This is a genomic window from Cupriavidus sp. FW305-3-2-15-C-LB2, from assembly GCF_058787575.1.
Window position 1 is genome coordinate 69,515 of sequence record NZ_JBYSZW010000015.1, and the last position, 17,379, is coordinate 86,893.

General features: G+C 66.4%; 13 protein-coding genes. 2 read left to right on the forward strand and 11 right to left on the reverse strand.

Features of this window, described 5'->3' with window-relative positions; all coding sequences use genetic code 11:
* The first annotated feature begins 23 nt into the window (after positions 1–23).
* Complete coding sequence (locus tag AC3WRR_RS13585; RefSeq protein ID WP_037025418.1) at positions 24–1,556, forward strand: class I adenylate-forming enzyme family protein; 1,533 nt, start codon at positions 24–26, stop codon at positions 1,554–1,556.
* A 14-nt stretch (positions 1,557–1,570) separates the two neighbouring features.
* Here the strand turns inward: AC3WRR_RS13585 and AC3WRR_RS13590 are convergent, their stop codons facing one another.
* From AC3WRR_RS13590 to AC3WRR_RS13610, 5 genes are all read right to left on the reverse strand, one after another.
* Positions 1,571–2,473 (reverse strand): LysR family transcriptional regulator, encoded by a 903-nt coding sequence (locus AC3WRR_RS13590; RefSeq protein ID WP_010809309.1) that lies wholly within the window; start codon positions 2,471–2,473, stop codon positions 1,571–1,573.
* A gap of 149 nt (positions 2,474–2,622) precedes the next feature.
* A complete protein-coding gene (locus AC3WRR_RS13595; protein WP_492297238.1) occupies positions 2,623–3,219 on the reverse strand; it encodes a helix-turn-helix transcriptional regulator in 597 nt (198 codons plus the stop codon).
* A 628-nt stretch (positions 3,220–3,847) separates the two neighbouring features.
* Positions 3,848–6,022, reverse strand: coding sequence for a xanthine dehydrogenase family protein molybdopterin-binding subunit (locus AC3WRR_RS13600; RefSeq protein ID WP_037025416.1), 2,175 nt, complete (start codon positions 6,020–6,022; stop codon positions 3,848–3,850).
* Between the two features lie 9 nt (positions 6,023–6,031).
* Positions 6,032–6,490 (reverse strand): (2Fe-2S)-binding protein, encoded by a 459-nt coding sequence (locus AC3WRR_RS13605; protein ID WP_010809306.1) that lies wholly within the window; start codon positions 6,488–6,490, stop codon positions 6,032–6,034.
* A complete protein-coding gene (locus tag AC3WRR_RS13610; protein WP_010809305.1) occupies positions 6,487–7,257 on the reverse strand; it encodes a hypothetical protein in 771 nt (256 codons plus the stop codon). Before AC3WRR_RS13610 ends, AC3WRR_RS13605 begins: the two co-directional genes overlap by 4 nt.
* Before the next feature lie 237 nt (positions 7,258–7,494).
* On the opposite strand from AC3WRR_RS13610, the gene AC3WRR_RS13615 reads away from it, so the two are divergent.
* Complete coding sequence (locus tag AC3WRR_RS13615) at positions 7,495–8,400, forward strand: adenylate/guanylate cyclase domain-containing protein (protein ID WP_011617198.1); 906 nt, start codon at positions 7,495–7,497, stop codon at positions 8,398–8,400.
* 66 nt (positions 8,401–8,466) lie between these two features.
* On the opposite strand, the gene AC3WRR_RS13620 is transcribed toward AC3WRR_RS13615, so the two are convergent.
* From AC3WRR_RS13620 to gap, 6 genes are all read right to left on the reverse strand, one after another.
* The gene (locus AC3WRR_RS13620; protein ID WP_010809303.1) at positions 8,467–8,664 is read right to left on the reverse strand and encodes a hypothetical protein; all 198 of its coding nucleotides are present in this window, start codon (positions 8,662–8,664) and stop codon (positions 8,467–8,469) included.
* Between the two features lie 44 nt (positions 8,665–8,708).
* Positions 8,709–11,483, reverse strand: a complete 2,775-nt coding sequence (locus AC3WRR_RS13625) for an ATP-dependent Clp protease ATP-binding subunit (protein ID WP_010809302.1) — start codon at positions 11,481–11,483, stop codon at positions 8,709–8,711.
* A gap of 129 nt (positions 11,484–11,612) precedes the next feature.
* A complete protein-coding gene (locus tag AC3WRR_RS13630; RefSeq protein ID WP_010809301.1) occupies positions 11,613–13,886 on the reverse strand; it encodes an FdhF/YdeP family oxidoreductase in 2,274 nt (757 codons plus the stop codon).
* 140 nt (positions 13,887–14,026) lie between these two features.
* Positions 14,027–15,064, reverse strand: coding sequence for a class II fructose-bisphosphate aldolase (fba, locus tag AC3WRR_RS13635; RefSeq protein WP_010809300.1), 1,038 nt, complete (start codon positions 15,062–15,064; stop codon positions 14,027–14,029).
* Between the two features lie 42 nt (positions 15,065–15,106).
* Positions 15,107–16,348, reverse strand: a complete 1,242-nt coding sequence (locus AC3WRR_RS13640; RefSeq protein ID WP_010809299.1) for a phosphoglycerate kinase — start codon at positions 16,346–16,348, stop codon at positions 15,107–15,109.
* 9 nt (positions 16,349–16,357) lie between these two features.
* A complete protein-coding gene (gene gap, locus AC3WRR_RS13645) occupies positions 16,358–17,368 on the reverse strand; it encodes a type I glyceraldehyde-3-phosphate dehydrogenase (RefSeq protein WP_010809298.1) in 1,011 nt (336 codons plus the stop codon).
* Positions 17,369–17,379: the final 11 nt, after the last annotated feature.

Consider the following 17,379-nt stretch of genomic DNA (forward strand, 5'->3'; position numbering starts at 1 on the left):
TCCAGCACAAGGATTCCCGCGAGATGCCACCGGACCGAGACACCCCACCACGGATCAGCGACATCCCTCGCCGCTGGGCCGCCGAGACCCCCGGCCATGTGGCCGTCTTCGAGGAAGGCCGGACCACCACCTATGCGCAGCTGTGGGCGGGCATCGAGGATGCGCAGCGCTACCTGCAAGCGCAGGGCGTGGGCACCGGCGATCGGGTGCTGATCACGGCCGAGAACTGCCTGGCGGTGATCACGCTGGTGTTCGCCTTGTCGGAACTGGGCGCGTGGCCGGTCGTCGTCAACGCCCGCCTGTCGGAGCGGGAAATCGAGGTGATCCGCGCCCACTGCCAGCCGCGCCTGATGCTGTTCACCCACGCGGTGTCGCCCGATGCCCTGCGGCACGGCGTGCGCTACCGGGCCAGGGAGATTGCCCCGGCCGGCCTCGGCCCGCTGATGGCGGGCGCTGTCGACGAGGCCGGCGAGCGCGAGCCTGAAGCGCTCGCGCGTGATGTCGCCGCGTTGATCTATACCTCCGGCACCACCGGACAGCCCAAGGGCGTGATGGTCACCCACCGGGGCCTGCTGCACTTTGCGCGCGTCACGGTCGAGTCGCGCCGCATGCAGGCAGACGACTGCGCCTATGCGGTCATGCCGATGTCGCATGTGTTCGGGCTGGGGACACTGCTGGTCTCGACCCTGCAGGCCGGCGCCAGCCTGTACCTGAGCGCGCGTTTCAATGCCGCTGACGTCACCGCCGCGATCCGGCAGGGTGCGATCACGCTGCTGCAGGGCGTGCCGACAATGTTCAACCGCATCGTCGCCCATGTGCGGGCAATGGGCACGCCCCTGCAGGCTTCGCCGCGGCTGCGCTATCTCTACACCGGCGGCGGGCCGCTTGATCCGACGCTCAAGCACGACGTCGAGGCGATGTTCGGCCAGCCGCTGCACCATGGCTATGGCATGACCGAATATGCGGGGTCGCTGTTCGTGACCCGCATGGACCGGCCGCGCACCGACTGCTCGGCCGGCGAGATCGTCGAAGGCGCGGAACTGCGGGTAGTCGGGCCGGAAGGCAAGCCGGTGCCGCCGGGGGAACCCGGCGAGCTATGGATCAGGGGGCCCGGCGTGATGCGCGGCTACTACCGCGCACCGGACCTGAGCGCCGAGGCCCTGCGGCCCGACGGCTGGCTCAATACCGGCGACATCGGCCGGCTGGACCCCGGCGGCGCGCTGTTCATCGTCGGCCGCACCAAGGACCTGATCATCCGCTCGGGCTTCAATGTCTACCCGATCGAAGTCGAATCGGTCATCAACACGCATCCGTCCGTGCGCGTATCAGCCGTCATCGGGCAGCCCACCGCGGACGGCAACGAGGAAGTGATCGCCTTCGTCGAGATCAGGGATGGCGAGAAATTCGACGCGCAGGCGCTGCACGACTACCTGGTCGACCGCCTGTCGCCGTACAAGCGCCCGGAGCGGATCCTGCGCGTTGCCTCGATCCCCACCACGGCCAGCGGCAAGCTGCTGAAGCACCAGCTACGGCAGATGCTGGCGGACAAGGCCTAGTCCGCCGGGCGCCCTCAGTCCTGGCGCCCGAGGCCGTCCTCGACCAGCAGGTCCACCAGCTTGCGCGCAAACAGCGGCAAGGCGCCGAGGTCGGCCACGCATATCTGCAGCTTGCGCTCGGCCCATTCATCGTTGAGCTGGACGATGCGCAGCGCCATCGTCTTCGCATGGCGGCTGGCGGTAGTCTCCGGCAACACGCCGACGCCGACATTGGCCTCGATCATCCGGCACGCGGTCTCGAAGTTGCTGACCTGCACGCGCCAGCGCAGCGTGCGCTGCAGGTCGGTCGCGGCCCGCAGCAGGAAATTGTGGATCGCGCTGGCCTCGGGCAGGCCGATGAAGTCGTAGTCCAGCGTATCGATAAAATCCACGCTGCCGCGCTCGGCCAGCGGATGGCTCAGCGCGGTGGCCAGCACCAGGCGGTCGCACCGGTACGGCATCACCTCCAGCCCTTCCGTGCGCACGTTGCCGGCAATGATGCCGATATCCACCATGCCCTCCTGCACCGCGCGCACGATATCCGGGCTCAGGCGCTCGTGCATGTCGATGGTCACGTCCGGATGGCTGACGAGATAACTGCGCAGCACCGCCGGCAGGAATTCGCTCATCGCGGTGGTGTTGGCGAACACGCGCACATGGCCTTTCACGCCCGCCGCATATTCCTGCAGATCGCCGCTCAGTTGCTCCAGCTGGCGCAGCACGCGGCGCGCGTGGGCGAGCAGGGTCTCCCCCGCCCCGGTCACCTTCACGCCCTGGCTGCTGCGGCTCAGCAGCTTGACGCCGACGTGTTCCTCGAGGTTCTTGATGCGCGTGCTGGCCGCGGCCAGCGACAGGTGCGAGCGTTGCGCACCGCCGGTCAGGCTCTGGGCCTCCGCAATATGCGTGAACAGTTTCAGGTCGACCAGATCAAAGCGCATGACATCATTCCGCAGCGTAAGGGCGGATTATCTCGCAAAGCGCGGCGTTCAGTACACTCTGGCGGGCGCAATTCGCAGTGGCCGGCACCCTCGCATCCGGGACCTGATCCCGGATCCTTGCGAACGTCCGGTAGATTTTTGGGAACGAGTCAGGCGACGGAGCGCCGCCGCTGCGCTGCGCGCGCGACCGCCAACCGGCTGGCAGCTTCCATCGATAAGCCGAAGCGGTCGTAGAAAGCGCAGTCCAGATCACTGCTGGCTGGCCAGCCGACGCGCCGCCGGGCATCGCCAATGCCGGCATCACCGGCCATGACCTCGAACAGCAACCGCATCAGCCGTTGCGTGCGGCACAGCTCGGTCAGCGCCGTGCCCTGCGAAAACAGCATGCGGCGCAGCTGTGCCGTGGACATGCCCAGCCGTTCCGCGATAAACGCGGCATTCCAGGCGTAATGGGGTTGCAGGAAGACCCGCTTGCAGATGCGGTGGTGCAGGTATTCCTGCTGCGCCGCGGGGATCATGCGCTGGATTTCGAGGGTGCACGCGGCCGGCTGAGTGCTGCTGCCATCCAGGTGCAGCGCAAAGGTTTCAAACGGTTCGATGGTGAGCTGCTGGCCCGGCAGCAGCACACGCTCATAGCCGCGGCGCCTGAGCACCAGCCTGCCGTGGGCCGCAGAGACCGCCAGCGGGAAAGCCAGCAACAGCCGCTGCAGGCTGACGTGCATGTGGGACTGCAGATGGACGTGCATGGTGGCTCGGGATGCGGACAGGATCAGACTGCATGATCGCCGCTAATCGGATTGCCCGCCTCTGCCATTTCCGAATGCACCGTTCACCGCCGCCCCATGGCCGTTCGTGTACGATGGACTCCCGCACTGCCGAATCAGAAGCCCGTTGCGTCAACCCGCGCCAGTGCTGACTTCTCGTGCATGCCAGAGGAAACGCCGGTTCCGGCATACCCCCGTCAACGTGTACGGGTTCTCGTCGTCTCGGGCAAGGGACAGTGAGCACCTGCGCGAAGCAGAATTCGCGCTCAAGTCAGTGCAGTCTCGCTATTTCCGCTTCTAATACTGGAAAGCGCTGGCCGAATTCACTGATAAGTGGTTGATTTTCCGGAAAACGCAGCCTCACGAATTCCGGATCCTCGCACTTCAACGGGCATTGTGATGGATAAAACCGAAGGCGCCGCTTGATGTGGATCCTGGCTAGACCACCCCTCATCCCGGCCCTCTCCCCATGAGGGGAAAGGAAGAACATCTTGCTTAGGCTGGTTCCGGCGGCTTTGGCGCACCCAAGACTGTTGGCATTTTGTCTGGGTGCTCGCTCTCCCGCTTGGGGAGAGATCACCGCACGCAGGCCATGCCGACTGCTCGAAGATCACGAGGTGAACGGCAGGCTGCGATGCCGCTTGCCGGTGAGCGCCGCGACGGCGTTGGCCAGTGCCGGTGCGATCGGCGGCACCGCGGTCTCGCCAATGCCGGTCGGCGGGTCGGCCGATGGCACGATGTGCACCGCGATCTGCGGCGGCGTGTCCGCATGCGTCGCCACCCGGTAGTCGTTCCAGTTGCCTTGCTGGACCACGCCATCCTTCAGCGTGATCTGGGCTCCGGGCAGCGTGGTGCCCAGCCCCATCATCATGCCGCCCTGGACCTGCGCCTCGACCGTGCGCGGATTGATCGGCATATTGCAGTGGACGGCCGCGGTGACCCGGTGCACCACCGGCTGGTTGCCGCGCATCGAGGCCTCGACGATGTAGGCCACCACGGTGTCGAACGATTCATGCACCGCCACGCCCCAGGCACGCCCGGCCGAGAGGCGCCGCTTGCCGTAGCCCGAGCGCTCGACCGCCAGGTCCAGCGCCGCCAGGTGACGCTTGTGCTCACGCAGCAGCGTGCGGCGGTAGGCCACCGGATCGATCCCGCCGGCGCGCGCCAGTTCATCGACCAGAGTCTCCATCACGTAGGCCGTGTGCGTGTGCCCCACCGAGCGCCACCACAGCACCGGCACATTGACCTTGGGATGATGGATCTCGAGCGCGATCGGGAACGGATAAGGACTGTCGCTCACGCCCTCGACCATGGTCGAGTCGACCCCGTTCTTCACGGTGAAGGACTCGAACGGCGTGCCGCTGGTGATGGACTGGCCGACGATCACGTGCTTCCAGGCCAGCACCTTGCCCTTGCCATCGTGGCCGATGTCAACGCGGTGCAGGTGCATCGGGCGGTAGTAGCCGCCGCGCACGTCGTCTTCGCGCGTCCAGATCATCTTGATCGGCTCGCGCCGGCCGGCCGCGTAGCGCGCCTTGGCCACCTGCGCGGCCTCGAACAGGTAGTCGGACGTGGGCACCGCACGCCGGCCGAAGCCGCCGCCGGCCATCATGGTGTTGAATGTCACCTGTTCCGGCTTCAGGCCGAGCACGGCTGCGACGTTGGCCTGGTCGACGGTCTGGAACTGCGAGCCGGCCCACACCGTGCATTGGTTGCCGCGGAAGTCGATGGTGCAGTTGAGCGGCTCCATCGGCGTGTGCGCCAGGTAGGGGAAGACATACTCGGCGGTGAGCTTGTGTGGCGCGGTGGCAAGCGCCGAAGTGTCCGCCGCCTTGGCCTGCACGCCGGGACTGGCCGCCAGCTCGCGATAGCGCGCCAGCAGCGCATCGCTATCCGGCTTCTCGACGCCGCTGCTGTCCCATTCCACCTGCAGCACCTCGCGCGCAGTGCGCGCGGGCCAGAAGCCATTGGCCACGATCGCCAACCCGGTCGCGCCGCCGGCCAGCGGCACCTGGTAGACCTCTTCCACGCCGGCGATGGCCCTGGCACGCGCCGGGTCGAAGCGCGCGACCCTGGCGCCGAACACCGGCGGATGCACCATGACCACGGTACGCGTGCCGGGCAGCGCCGTGTCGATGCCGAACTGCTGCCTGCCGGTGGACTTGTCGCGCGCATCGAGCCGGCCGGTGGGCTTGCCGATCAGCCTGAACTGCTGCGGCGACTTCAGCTGCACGCTTGCTGGCACCGGCTCGGCCAAGGCCGCGGCGGCCAGCTCGCCGTACGTGGCCCGGCGGCCGTCGGGCGCGGTCACCACGCCGGCCTCGGCCTTCAGCTGCCCGGCCGGGACCCCGAAGCGCCTGGCGGCCGCCCCGAGCAGCATGGCGCGCATGCGCGCGCCGACCTCGCGATACTGGGTCCACGAGTTTTTCATGCTGGTCGAGCCGCCGACCATCTGGATATGGAACACCGGATCCTTATAGGCCTCGCCGGCCGGGGCCAGCTGGCAGCGCACCTTGCTCCAGTCCGCGTCCAGTTCCTCGCCCACCAGCATCGGCAGTGCCGTCTGCACGCCCTGCCCGAACTCAAGCTTGCCGATCGTGACCATCACGGTGCCGTCGGCATCGATACTGACGAAGGCCGATGGCTGCACTGGCGCCTTGGGCTGCGCGGCCGCCTCCGTCTGCGCGCCAAGCGGAACGGCACAGAGCGCGAAGCCCGAGCCGAAGCTCAGTTTCAGGAAGGTCCGCCGGTCGATGCCGCCGCTTGCCTGCTGCATGAGTCTCATGGCATCTCCTCAGCCGATAGCCTTGGCTGCATCCTTGACCGCGGCATGGATGCGCGCGTAGGTGCCACAGCGGCACAGGTTGGCGCTCATGGCCTGTTCGATGTCGGCATCGGTCGGGCGCCGATTGACCCTGAGCAGCGCCACCGCCGACATGACCTGGCCGCTCTGGCAATAGCCGCACTGCGTGACGTCGTTGCGCACCCAGGCCTCTTCGACCGCGCGCCCCACCGGGTCCTCGCCGATGCCCTCGATCGTGGTGAGCTGCCGGCCGGCGATGGAAGACACCCGTGTCACGCACGCGCGGCGCTGCTGGCCATCGACATGTACCGTGCACGCGCCGCACACGGCGATGCCGCAGCCGAACTTGGTGCCGGTCAGGCCCAGCGTGTCGCGCAGCACCCACAGCACCGGCGTGTCGCCGGGCACGTCAACCTGCTGGGTCTTGCCGTTCAGTTGAAAGGAAATCATGGCTGGCTCCCGTTGCTGGTGCCTTTCGTCTGGGTCAAGGCGCCTGATCCGGCGATAGCGCGCAGGTTCTTCAGCAAGGCTTCGTCGGCGGCGGCGCGTGTAGGACCGGCAGAGGTGCGCAACGGCTCGCGCGTATCGCACGGCGCGCCGTTGCGTATCCACTGGCGCACCTGCTCGTCGAACGCGGGCTTGTCCAGCGGCGGCAATTCACGCCCCGGCCCCGGTTGCCAGCCCCAAGCCACCAGGTGGTCGGTCACCATGTGTTCTTCGAGCATCGCCAGCGAACGGCCGCCATTGGTCCTGGTGTCCCGGAAGACCTTGCATAGCGCCGGCCCGGACAGGCCCAGCCATGACATCTTCATCTTCGCCGGCGGCATGTGCCAGCCCGGCTGGCCATTGGTATCCAGCCCGGGCGGCGCATGCGCGAGCGGGCTGTTCTGGGTGCCATGGCACGTGGCGCATTGCAGCGGCGGCACGCCCTTGCCGTCGGTGCCTCGCTGCACCGGTGGAAAATGCACCCGTTTCGCATCGCCCTGCAGCGGGCCGTCCGGCACGTGGCAATTCAGGCAGCGGGCATGCAGCAGCACACGCTCGATCTGCGCGAAGGCCTGCAGCCCCGCATTGCGGTCCGGCGTGGCCGACACCTGCGTGGGCTGGAAGGATCCGCCGGACCCGGCAGCGAAGGCAAGCACCGGAAGCGTCAGGACCGACCCCGCCAAGAGCTGGCGAATGGCGGCGACGAGGGGGTTGCGGGCGTCATGCTTCATGGAGCCTCCTCCTTCACCGTCGTCGGCGTGCTAGATCGTTGTAGTGCCTGATGCGATCCCTGGCAAGACGAAACGGCAGCAGAGGCTCCAGGCGCCCGGATCGGCAAGCAGCACTTTTGCGGGATGGTCACCAGCGCTGCAATGTCGCGATGAAGTTCTATGATGCAGAATCATGCAGACGAAGCGCACTGCCGATCGAAGGCATGGCGCGCTCCGATCAAACGGCCTGTGATGCATATGGACCAAGATTCGCGACAAGACGCCTCTGATGGATCGGTGATGTTCGCGGACGTCTGCGACAGCACCAGGCTCTACGAGCAGGCCGGCGATGCGGCGGCGCTTGGCGCAATCCGCCAGTGCCTGGCGCTGATGAAGTCCCACTCCGCGGCCGCGCAAGGCCGGGTGGTCAAGACCATCGGTGACGAAATCATGGTGCTGTTTCCCACCGCGGAGAATGCGATGCGGGCGGCACTGGACATGCAGGAGGCCGTCGCCGGGCTGCCGCCGATCATCGGCGCTCCGCTGGCGATCCATATCGGCTTTCACCATGGCCCGATCCTGTCGGATGAATCCGGCGACCTGTTCGGCGACACCGTCAACCTTGCCGCCCGACTGGCCAGCCTGGCGTCGCGGGGCCAGATCATCACCAGCAAGAACGCGGTGGAGCAGCTCTCAGCAGGGCTGCGCCAGATGACACGCTACCTGTATCCGATACAGGTGCGCGGCAAGCACCAGGTGATCGAGCTGTACGAAGCGATCTGGCAGCAGAGCATCGACCTGACCCTGGTGGCCCCGGTGGATCTTGCATTGGCCCGCTCGGCACTGCTTTCGCTGCGGTATCGGGAAACCGTCTTCGAAATGAACACCGCCTCGCCGCCTGTCACCATCGGCCGGGACACGACCATGAGCATTGTCGTCACGGACCGGCAGGTTTCGAGATTCCAGGCCACGGTGGAGCCGCGCGGCGGCCGCTTTGTCCTGATCGACAGAAGCTCGAACGGCACCCATGTGAAGATCGATGGCGAAAGCGCGCTCATCCTGCGCCGTGACGAAATCACGCTCAGGGGTCATGGCTGGATTACCTTTGCCCAGCCGAAAGAATGCATCGACGAAGGTATCGAGTTCTTTGTCGACGAGAAGTAATGCTGGCAGGAAGGAAGCCGCGCGGCCGCAACCCATAGGAGCAGGCCGCGGCCCGCGCGTGGCTGCTTACCCTCCCAGTTCCTGGAAGGCGTGCCCGTTGGCTTCCAGACCCTTCAACATGCCGGGTGGCAGTGCGCTCTCCGGAACCGTCCCTTCAAGTTGCCACTCCTTTGCGTCGGCGAGGTCCTGAAGTCCTTCCCCCTTGCGCACATAGAGACCCAGCGTCGGCTTCAGCAGATTGATGTAAAAGTCGTACTCCTGCATTTGCGAACCTCCCACGAAAGTCGTGATTGCCCTGGCTCTTGCACTCAAGCGCCGGAGTCTCCTGCTGCGACGGTGCTGTCCGCCTTCCTGGGTGCAGCGCCCTTGGCGGCAGCTTTGCCTGCCTTCGGCTTCTTGACGGCTTCCATCTTCCTGAAGACCACGGCTTCGCTTGCCTTGTCGTAGCCAAGCTCGACGCTGTCGCCTGATTTCAGCTTGTCGCCGAGGATCTCCTTGGCCAGGCCGGTCTCGACCGACTGGCGGATCTGGCGCCGCAGTTCCCGCGCACCAAACTCAGGCTGGTAGCCCACCTCGACCAGGTGATCGACCAGCTCATCGTCGGGCTTGACCGTGATGTCCTGCGCGGCGGCGGTGCGCACCACACGCTCCAGCTGGATCTGCACGATCGCGCGGATGTTCTCGCGCGACAGCGCATGGAACACGATGATGTCGTCGATTCGGTTCAGGAACTCGGGCCGGAAGTGTCCCTTCAGCACCTTCATCAGCGCCTCGCGCAAGTCCTTCTCAGGCATGCGCTTGTCCTCGGGCTGCTCCAGGTTGTCCATGATGATCGGCGCGCCCAGGTTGCTGGTGGCGATGATGACGGTATTGCTGAAGTCCACCACGCGGCCCTTGCCGTCGGTCAAGCGGCCGTCGTCGAAGACCTGCAGCAGTACGTTGTTCACGTCCGGGTGGGCCTTCTCGATCTCATCCAGCAGGATCACGCTATAGGGCTTGCGCCGCACGCGCTCGGTCAGCTGCCCGCCTTCGTCATAGCCGACATAGCCCGGCGGCGCACCGATCAGCCGGGCCACCGCATGGCGCTCCATGTACTCGGACATGTCGATGCGGATGATGGCCTGCTCGTCGCCGAACACGGTTTCCGCCAGGGCCTTGGCCAGCTCGGTCTTGCCGACGCCGGTCGGCCCTAGGAAGAGGAAGGTCGCGATCGGGCGGTTAGCCTGCCCCAGGCCTGCGCGCGACAGGCGCACCGCATCGCTGACCGCGACCACCGCGTCGTCCTGCCCCACCACCCGCTCGCGCAGCCGCGCTTCCATTTTCAGCAGCTTCTGGCGCTCTTCCTGGGTAAGGTCGGTCACCGGGATGCCGGTCAGGCGCGACACCACTTCGGCAATGGCCGCAACCGTCACCTCCAGGGTCTCCGACCCCGTCTTGCGCTGCCACGCCTCGGTCAACTCGTCAAGCCGCTTCTGCTTGTCGTTGATGCGGTCCTCGAAGCCCTTGGCCTCGTCAAAGCGCTTGCGCGACGACGCATAGTCCTGCTCGCGCTTGAGCTGGGCGATCTCGGCCTCCAGTTCCTGGATATCCGCGGGGCGTGAGGTGGCGCCGATGCGCACGCGCGCCGCGGCCTGGTCGATCAGGTCGATGGCCTTGTCCGGCAGGAAGCGCGCGGTGATGTAGCGGTCCGACAGTTCCGCCGCGGCCACAAAGGCGTCGTCGGCGAAGGTGACCTGGTGGTGCGCCTCAAGCTTGTCGCGCAGGCCGCGCAGGATGACGATGGTCTGCTCGACGGTCGGCTCCGGCACCAGCACCGGCTGGAAGCGCCGTTCCAGCGCCGCGTCTTTCTCGATGTACTTCTGGTATTCGTTCAGCGTGGTGGCGCCGATCAGGCTCAGTTCGCCGCGCGCCAGCGCCGGCTTGAGCACGTTGGCGATATCGAGCCCGCCCTCGCCGCCGCCCTGCCCCGCGCCGACGATGGTGTGCAGTTCGTCGATAAACAGGATCAGTTCGTCGTTCTTGGCGGTGACCTCGTCAATCAGCTGCTTGGCACGCTCCTCGAACTCGCCGCGGTACTTGGCGCCCGCCACCATCGAATTGATGTTCACCTCAACCAGGCGCTTGCCGCGCAGCACCTCCGGCACATCGCCATTGACGATGCGCTGCGCCAGCCCTTCCACGATCGCGGTCTTGCCCACGCCCGGCTCGCCAATCAGCACCGGGTTGTTCTTCTTGCGCCGCGCCAGCACTTCGATCGCGCTCTCGATCTCCTGCGCACGGCCCAGCACCGGATCGAGCTTGCCCTGCCGCGCGATCACGGTCAGGTCGCGCCCGAACTTGTCCAGCGTGGGCGTGCCGGTGGGCGTATCGACGCGGCCATCCTCGGCGCCCTTGCCGACCACCTTCACCACCTTCTGGCGCAGTGCCTCGGGGGTGACGCCATACTTCTTGAGCAGCGTCCCGGCGATGCTTTCCGGGACCGAGGCCAGGCCGATCAGCAGGTGCTCGGGGCCAACGTAGGAATGCCCGAGGTCGCGCGAGGCCTGGAAGGCATACTGGAAGGCCTTCTTCAGCCGCGGCGAGATCGTCATCCGGTCGATGGCCGCGTCAGGCCCGGCGGTTCCGGTCTGCGCGTGCTCGTCGATATAGCCCCTGATATCCTGCGGCGAGAGCTTTAGCTCCTTGAGCAGCGCCGTGCAGACATCGGTATCGGCGAGCACGTAGAGCAGGTGCTCGGTGTCCAGCTCATTGCGCCGCAGCTCGTGGGCCTTCTCCGCGGCGCGCTGCAGCAGTTCCATGGTCTGCTCGCTGAAGGCATCGGTGGGGTCGACGGATTCGCGCGGGACTTCGGTGGAGAATCCGGGATGCTCGTCGTCATCCATCCCGCCTCCCATTCCTCGGAAGAAGCGGGACAGCCCGCCGCCACCCAGCAGGGAGTCGAACGGGTTGAGCATGTCCTGGTGGCGCAGCAGCTGCCGGTAGTCGTAGTCGCAGATCGACATCGTCTTGCGCTCGCCGTCCTGAACCACCGTCACCCGCGCCACGGCGGGACGTGCGTTGCAGATTTCGCATAGGGTCGGCATGATGGACTTTCCTCCACAGGTAGGTCGCATTGCTTCAACAGAGGGCCGTTGCGCGCGCTCAGGGCCGCGCACAACGGCGCTGGAAAGCGGGCATGAGCCGTGCTTACGTGATGGTGGGCTCGCCTGCCATTACGTCACCTCCGAACGCACCACGCGCACGGGCACTGACTTGTAGGACGGGGTGCCGCTGTCCTCGTCGATGTAGTCGAGCGGCACCAGCCTGTTTGCTTCCGGATAGTAGGCAGCGACGGAGCCGGGCGCAATTTCATATTCGATCGCAGTGATCTTCTCGAAACGCAGCTGCCGGCCCGCGGCGATAGTCTCGATGTCGACCAGGTCGCCATGCTCCAGGCCGCGCGCGGCCAGGTCGGCCGGGTTCATGAACAGCACGTCGCGCCGCCCGAACACGCCCCGGTAGCGGTCGTCCATGGCATAGATGGTGGTGTTGTACTGGTCATGGCTGCGGATGGTCACCAGCCGCAGCACATCGTCGGCATGGACTTGCTTGTCTTCATGCAGCCCCTTGAACACGTAGAACTCGGCCTTGCCCGACGACGTTTCCCATTTGCGCTCGGTTGGTGGCAAGGGCATGCGGAATCCGCCAGGGACCCGCACGCGCGCGTTGAAATCCTCAAAGCCGGGCACCGTCTTCTCGATCAGGTCGCGGATCCTGTCGTAGTCGGCGACGAGCTCCAGCCATGGCACCTTGCTGTCAGGCAGGGTCGCGGTGGCAATGCCCGCCACGATGGCCGGCTCGGAGCGCAGGAATTCCGACGCCGGCGCGAGCTTGCCGGCCGAGGCATGCACCATCGACATCGAATCCTCCACCGTCACCGATTGCGGCCCGGTCTCCTGCACATCCAGTTCGGTGCGGCCCAGGCAAGGCAGCACATAGGTCTCCCTGGCCACCAGCAGGTGCGTGCGGTTGAGCTTGGTCCCGACATGCACGCTCAGGTCGAGCTTGCCCATGGCCGGGAAGCACTGCTCGGGATCGGGCAAGGCGACCGCGAAATTGCCGCCCAGGCAGAACAGCGCCCTGGACTTGCCATCGATCATCGCCTGCATCGCGTTGACGGCATCGTGCCCGTGTCCGGCGGGCGGGCTGAAGCCGAAGGTGTCCTCGATCCGCTGCAGGAAGCCGGCCGACGGCTTCTCGGTAATGCCGACAGTCCGGTTCCCCTGGACATTGGAGTGGCCGCGCAAGGGGCAGATGCCGGCGCCGGGCTTGCCGAAGTTGCCGCGCAGCATCAGCAGGTCGCACAGCAGGCGCACATTGGCCGTGCCTTCGTTGTGCTGGGTCACGCCCATGCCATAGGTAACGATGGTGGCATTCGACTTGGCATAGGCCGCCGCCACCAGTTCCAGGTCCGCACGGGTCAGCCCACTGGTCTTTTCAATATCCGCCCATTCGGTCGACCGCAGATCGTCGGCCAGCGCCTCGAAGCCCTCGGTGTGGACCGCGATGAAGTCGTGGTCCAGCACATTGCCCTGGCTGGCTTCCAGGTCCAGCAGCGCCTTCATCACCCCCTTGATGGCGGCGGCGTCGCCACCGGCGCGGACCAGGAAGTAGGACGACGCAATCCGGGTGGAACCATAGGTGGCCATCTCCACCATGTTCTGCGGGTCGGCAAAGCGCTCGAGCGCCCGTTCGCGCAGCGGGTTGAACACCAGGATCGGCACCTTGCGGCGCGACGCCTCATGCAGCGTCCCCATCATGCGCGGGTGGTTGGTGCCCGGGTTGTGGCCGATCGAAATGATCAGCTCGCAGGTGTCAAAGTCCTCCAGCGACACCGTGCCCTTGCCGATGCCGATCGAGCGCGGCAAGCCCACGCTGGTGGGCTCGTGGCACATGTTCGAGCAGTCGGGGAAGTTGTTCGTGCCATATTCGCGCGCGAACAGCTGGTACAGGTAGGCGGCTTCGTTGGAAGCCCGGCCCGAGGTATAGAACTCGACCTGGTCGGGCGATAGCCCGCGCAGGATTTCGCCGATGCGGGCGAACGCGGCCTCCCATTCCACCGCGCGGAAGGTGTCGGTGGCGCGGTCATAGACCAGGGGATGCGTCAGCCTGCCAAAGTCTTCGAGCTCATAGTCGGTCCGGTTCAACAGCGACGACACCGTATTGGTTGCAAAGAACTCGGGAGGCACCCGTTTGGTGGTTGCCTCCCACGTCACGGCCTTGGCGCCGTTCTCGCAGAACTGGAAGGTCGACCGGTGCTCCTTGTCGGGCCATGCGCAGCCGGGGCAATCGAAGCCGTCGGGCTGGTTGGTCCGCATCAGCGTGATCGGCGCCTTGACGGTATCCATCTGCGTGCGGATCGCCGTGGCAGTTGCCTTCAGCGCCCCCCAGCCGCCGGCGGGACCGTCGTACTTCCTGATACCGGGCACTTCGCGTCGATTGGCCATGTTTGCTCCTTGTGCCGCGCCAGGTTGCTGGTGACGGCGTTGGGGTTAGTCACGCGAACAACTCCTGCTGCCGGTTTGCTCCCCTCGCCCGCTCGCGGGAGAGGGGTGCGTGTGCCTGGGCTCGTGGTGCGGATGCTCCTTCAGGAATAGAGCTTCGCCACCCGCTCCAGCGGCACCGGCTTGATCCGCGAGGCCTGCCCGGCGCAGCCGAAGGCCTCGAAGCGCAGCTTGACCACGCTTCTCGCCCCCTTCTTGGCCGCCAGCAGCGCCTTGCGCGGATCGAATTCGCTGCGGTCGTCGGACAAGGACTTGCGGATGGCCCCGGTCATGGCCAGGCGGATATCCGTATCGATATTCACCTTGCGCACCCCCATCTTGATGCCGCGCAGGATCTCCTCGACCGGCACGCCGTAGGTCTCCTTGATGTCGCCGCCGTACTGGCGGATGATCTCCAGCCATTCCTGCGGCACCGAGCTGGAGCCGTGCATCACCAGGTGGGTGTCAGGGATCTGCTCGTGGATCTCGCGGATGCGGTCCATCGCCAGGATGTCGCCGGTGGGCTTGCGTGAGAACTTGTAGGCGCCGTGGCTGGTGCCGATGGCGATCGCCAGTGCATCCACGCCGGTGCGGGCAACGAAGTCGCGCGCCTGGGCCGGGTCGGTCAGCATCATGTCGTGCGACAGCGTGCCCGCCGCGCCCACGCCGTCCTCTTCGCCGGCCTGGCCGGTTTCGAGCGAGCCCAGGCAGCCCAGTTCGCCTTCCACCGACACGCCGATCGCATGCGCCATCTCGCACACGCGCCGCGTGACCTCGACGTTGTAGTCGTAGTCGGAGGGGGTCTTCATGTCTTCGCGCAGCGAGCCGTCCATCATCACGCTGGTGAAGCCGGAGCGGATCGAGGCCTGGCAGATCGCCGGGCTGGAGCCGTGGTCCTGGTGCAGCACGATGGGGATGTCCGGATGGGTCTCGGCCGCGGCCAGCACCATATGGCGCAGGTAAGCCTCGCCAGCATACTTGCGGGCGCCGGCCGAGGCCTGCAGGATGACCGGGCTGTCGGTTTCCTGGGCCGCCTCCATGATGGCGTGGATCTGTTCCAGGTTGTTGACGTTGAAGGCCGGCACGCCGTAGCCGAACTCTCCCGCGTGGTCCAGCAGCTGGCGCAAGGAAATGAGTGCCATGATGAAGCTCCTTTACTGATTGCAGAATCGGTGAGGTCGGGTTCAGGCAGCGGCGCGCTGTGCCAGCACGGCCAGCGCGGGCAGCGTCTTGCCCTCCAGGAATTCCAGGAACGCGCCGCCGCCGGTCGAGATATAGCCCACGCGGTCGGCAATGCCGTGCTTGGCGATCGCGGCCAGCGTGTCGCCGCCGCCGGCGATCGAGAATGCCTTCGATTCGGCGATGGCCTGGGCCAGCACCCTGGTGCCGTTGCCGAACTGGTCGAACTCGAACACGCCCACCGGGCCGTTCCAGACGATGGTGCCGGCGGCCTTGAGTTGCTCGGCCAGCATCGTTGCGGTCCTGGGGCCGATGTCCAGGATCATGTCGTCGTCGGCCACGTCCTTGACGTCCTTGACGGTAGCCGCGGCGGTGGCGCTGAATTCCTTGGCGCACACCACGTCGACCGGAATCGGCACCGAGGCGCCACGCCTGGCCATGATGTCGATGATGGCCCTGGCATCGGCCAGCAGGTCAGGCTCGGCCAGCGACTTGCCGATCTTCAGGCCGGCGGCCAGCATGAAGGTATTGGCGATGCCGCCGCCGACGATCAGGTTGTCGACCTTGTCGGCCAGCGACTTCAGGATGGTCAGCTTGGTCGAGACCTTGGAGCCGGCCACGATTGCCACCAGCGGACGCGCCGGCTGGCCCAGCGCCTTGCCCAGCGCGTCGATCTCGGCGGCCAGCAGCGGGCCGGCGCAGGCAATGGGGGCGTACCTGGCGATGCCATGCGTGGTCGCCTCGGCGCGGTGGGCGGTGCCGAACGCGTCGTTGACGTAGACATCGCACAGCGCCGCCATTTTCTGCGCCAGTTCGTCGCTGTTCTTCTTCTCGCCCGTGTTCATGCGGCAGTTTTCCAGCAGCACCACCTGCCCGGGCGGCACCTGGAAGCCGCCCTCGGTCCAGCCGGACAAGAGCGGCACCTGGCGGCCCAGCAGTTCAGACAGGCGGCGGCCCACCGGCGCCAGGCTGTGGCGCGGGTCGGGCGCCCCCTCCTGCGGCCGGCCCAGGTGCGAGGTGACCATCACCGCGGCGCCCGCCTGCAGGCAGGCCGCGATGGCGGGCACGGAAGCCCGGATGCGGGTATCGTCGGTGATAGCGCCCGCTGCATCCTGCGGGACGTTGAGGTCGGCGCGGATGAAGACCCGCTTGCCAGCCAGTCCACCGGCTGCAAGCAGTGCGGCCAGCGTGTGCGGCGCCGCCGCGGGTTTCGGTTGCGGGTTCGTAGCATGGGATAGGCTCATCATGGCGATCTGCTAGCGTGCGTGGGCCAACGCCACCGCGGTATCCAGCATGCGGTTGGAGAAGCCCCATTCGTTGTCATACCAGGCCGACACCTTGACCAGGGTGCCGTTGACCTTGGTCAGGGTGGCGTCGAAGGTGGACGACGCCGGGTTGTGGTTGAAGTCCACCGAGACCAGCGGCGCGGTGTTGTAGTCCAGGATGCCCTTGAGCTCGCCTTCTGCGGCGGCCTTCAGGATGCCGTTCACCTCCTCCACCGTGGTCGGCCGCGCCGCCACGAAGGACAGGTCGACCAGCGACACATTGATGGTCGGCACGCGCACGGCAAAACCGTCCAGCCGGCCGTCCAGCTCAGGCATCACCAGCCCGACCGCGGCGGCTGCGCCGGTCTTGGTCGGGATCATCGACATGGTGGCCGAGCGCGCCCGGCGCAGGTCTTCGTGGTAGACGTCGGTCAGCACCTGGTCGTTGGTATAGGAGTGCACGGTGGTCATCAGGCCATTCACCAGCCCCAGCTTCTCGTGCAGCGGCTTGACCAGCGGCGCCAGGCAGTTGGTGGTGCAGGAGGCGTTGGAGATCACCGTGTCGGTGGCCTTCAGCACGCCGTGGTTGACGCCATAGACGATGGTGGCGTCCACGTCCTTGCCGCCGGGGGCGGAGATGATCACCTTCTTCGCGCCGCCCCTCAGGTGGGCCGAGGCTTTTTCCTTGCTGGTGAAGAGCCCGGTGCATTCCATCACCACGTCCACGCCCAGCTCGCCCCACGGCAGCTCGGCCGGGTTGCGCTGCGCCAGCACGCGGATCCGGTCGCCGTTGACGCGGAAGGCATCGCCGTCGACCGAGACCTCGCCCGGGAAGCGGCCGTGGACGGTGTCGTACTGGGTCAGGTGCGCATTGGTGGCCGCGTTGCCGAGGTCGTTGATGGCGACGATCTCGATATCGTGCCGCTTGCCGCCTTCATAGTGGGCGCGCAGCACATTGCGGCCGATGCGTCCGTAGCCGTTGATGGCAACCTTGATAGTCATGCTGTCTCCTT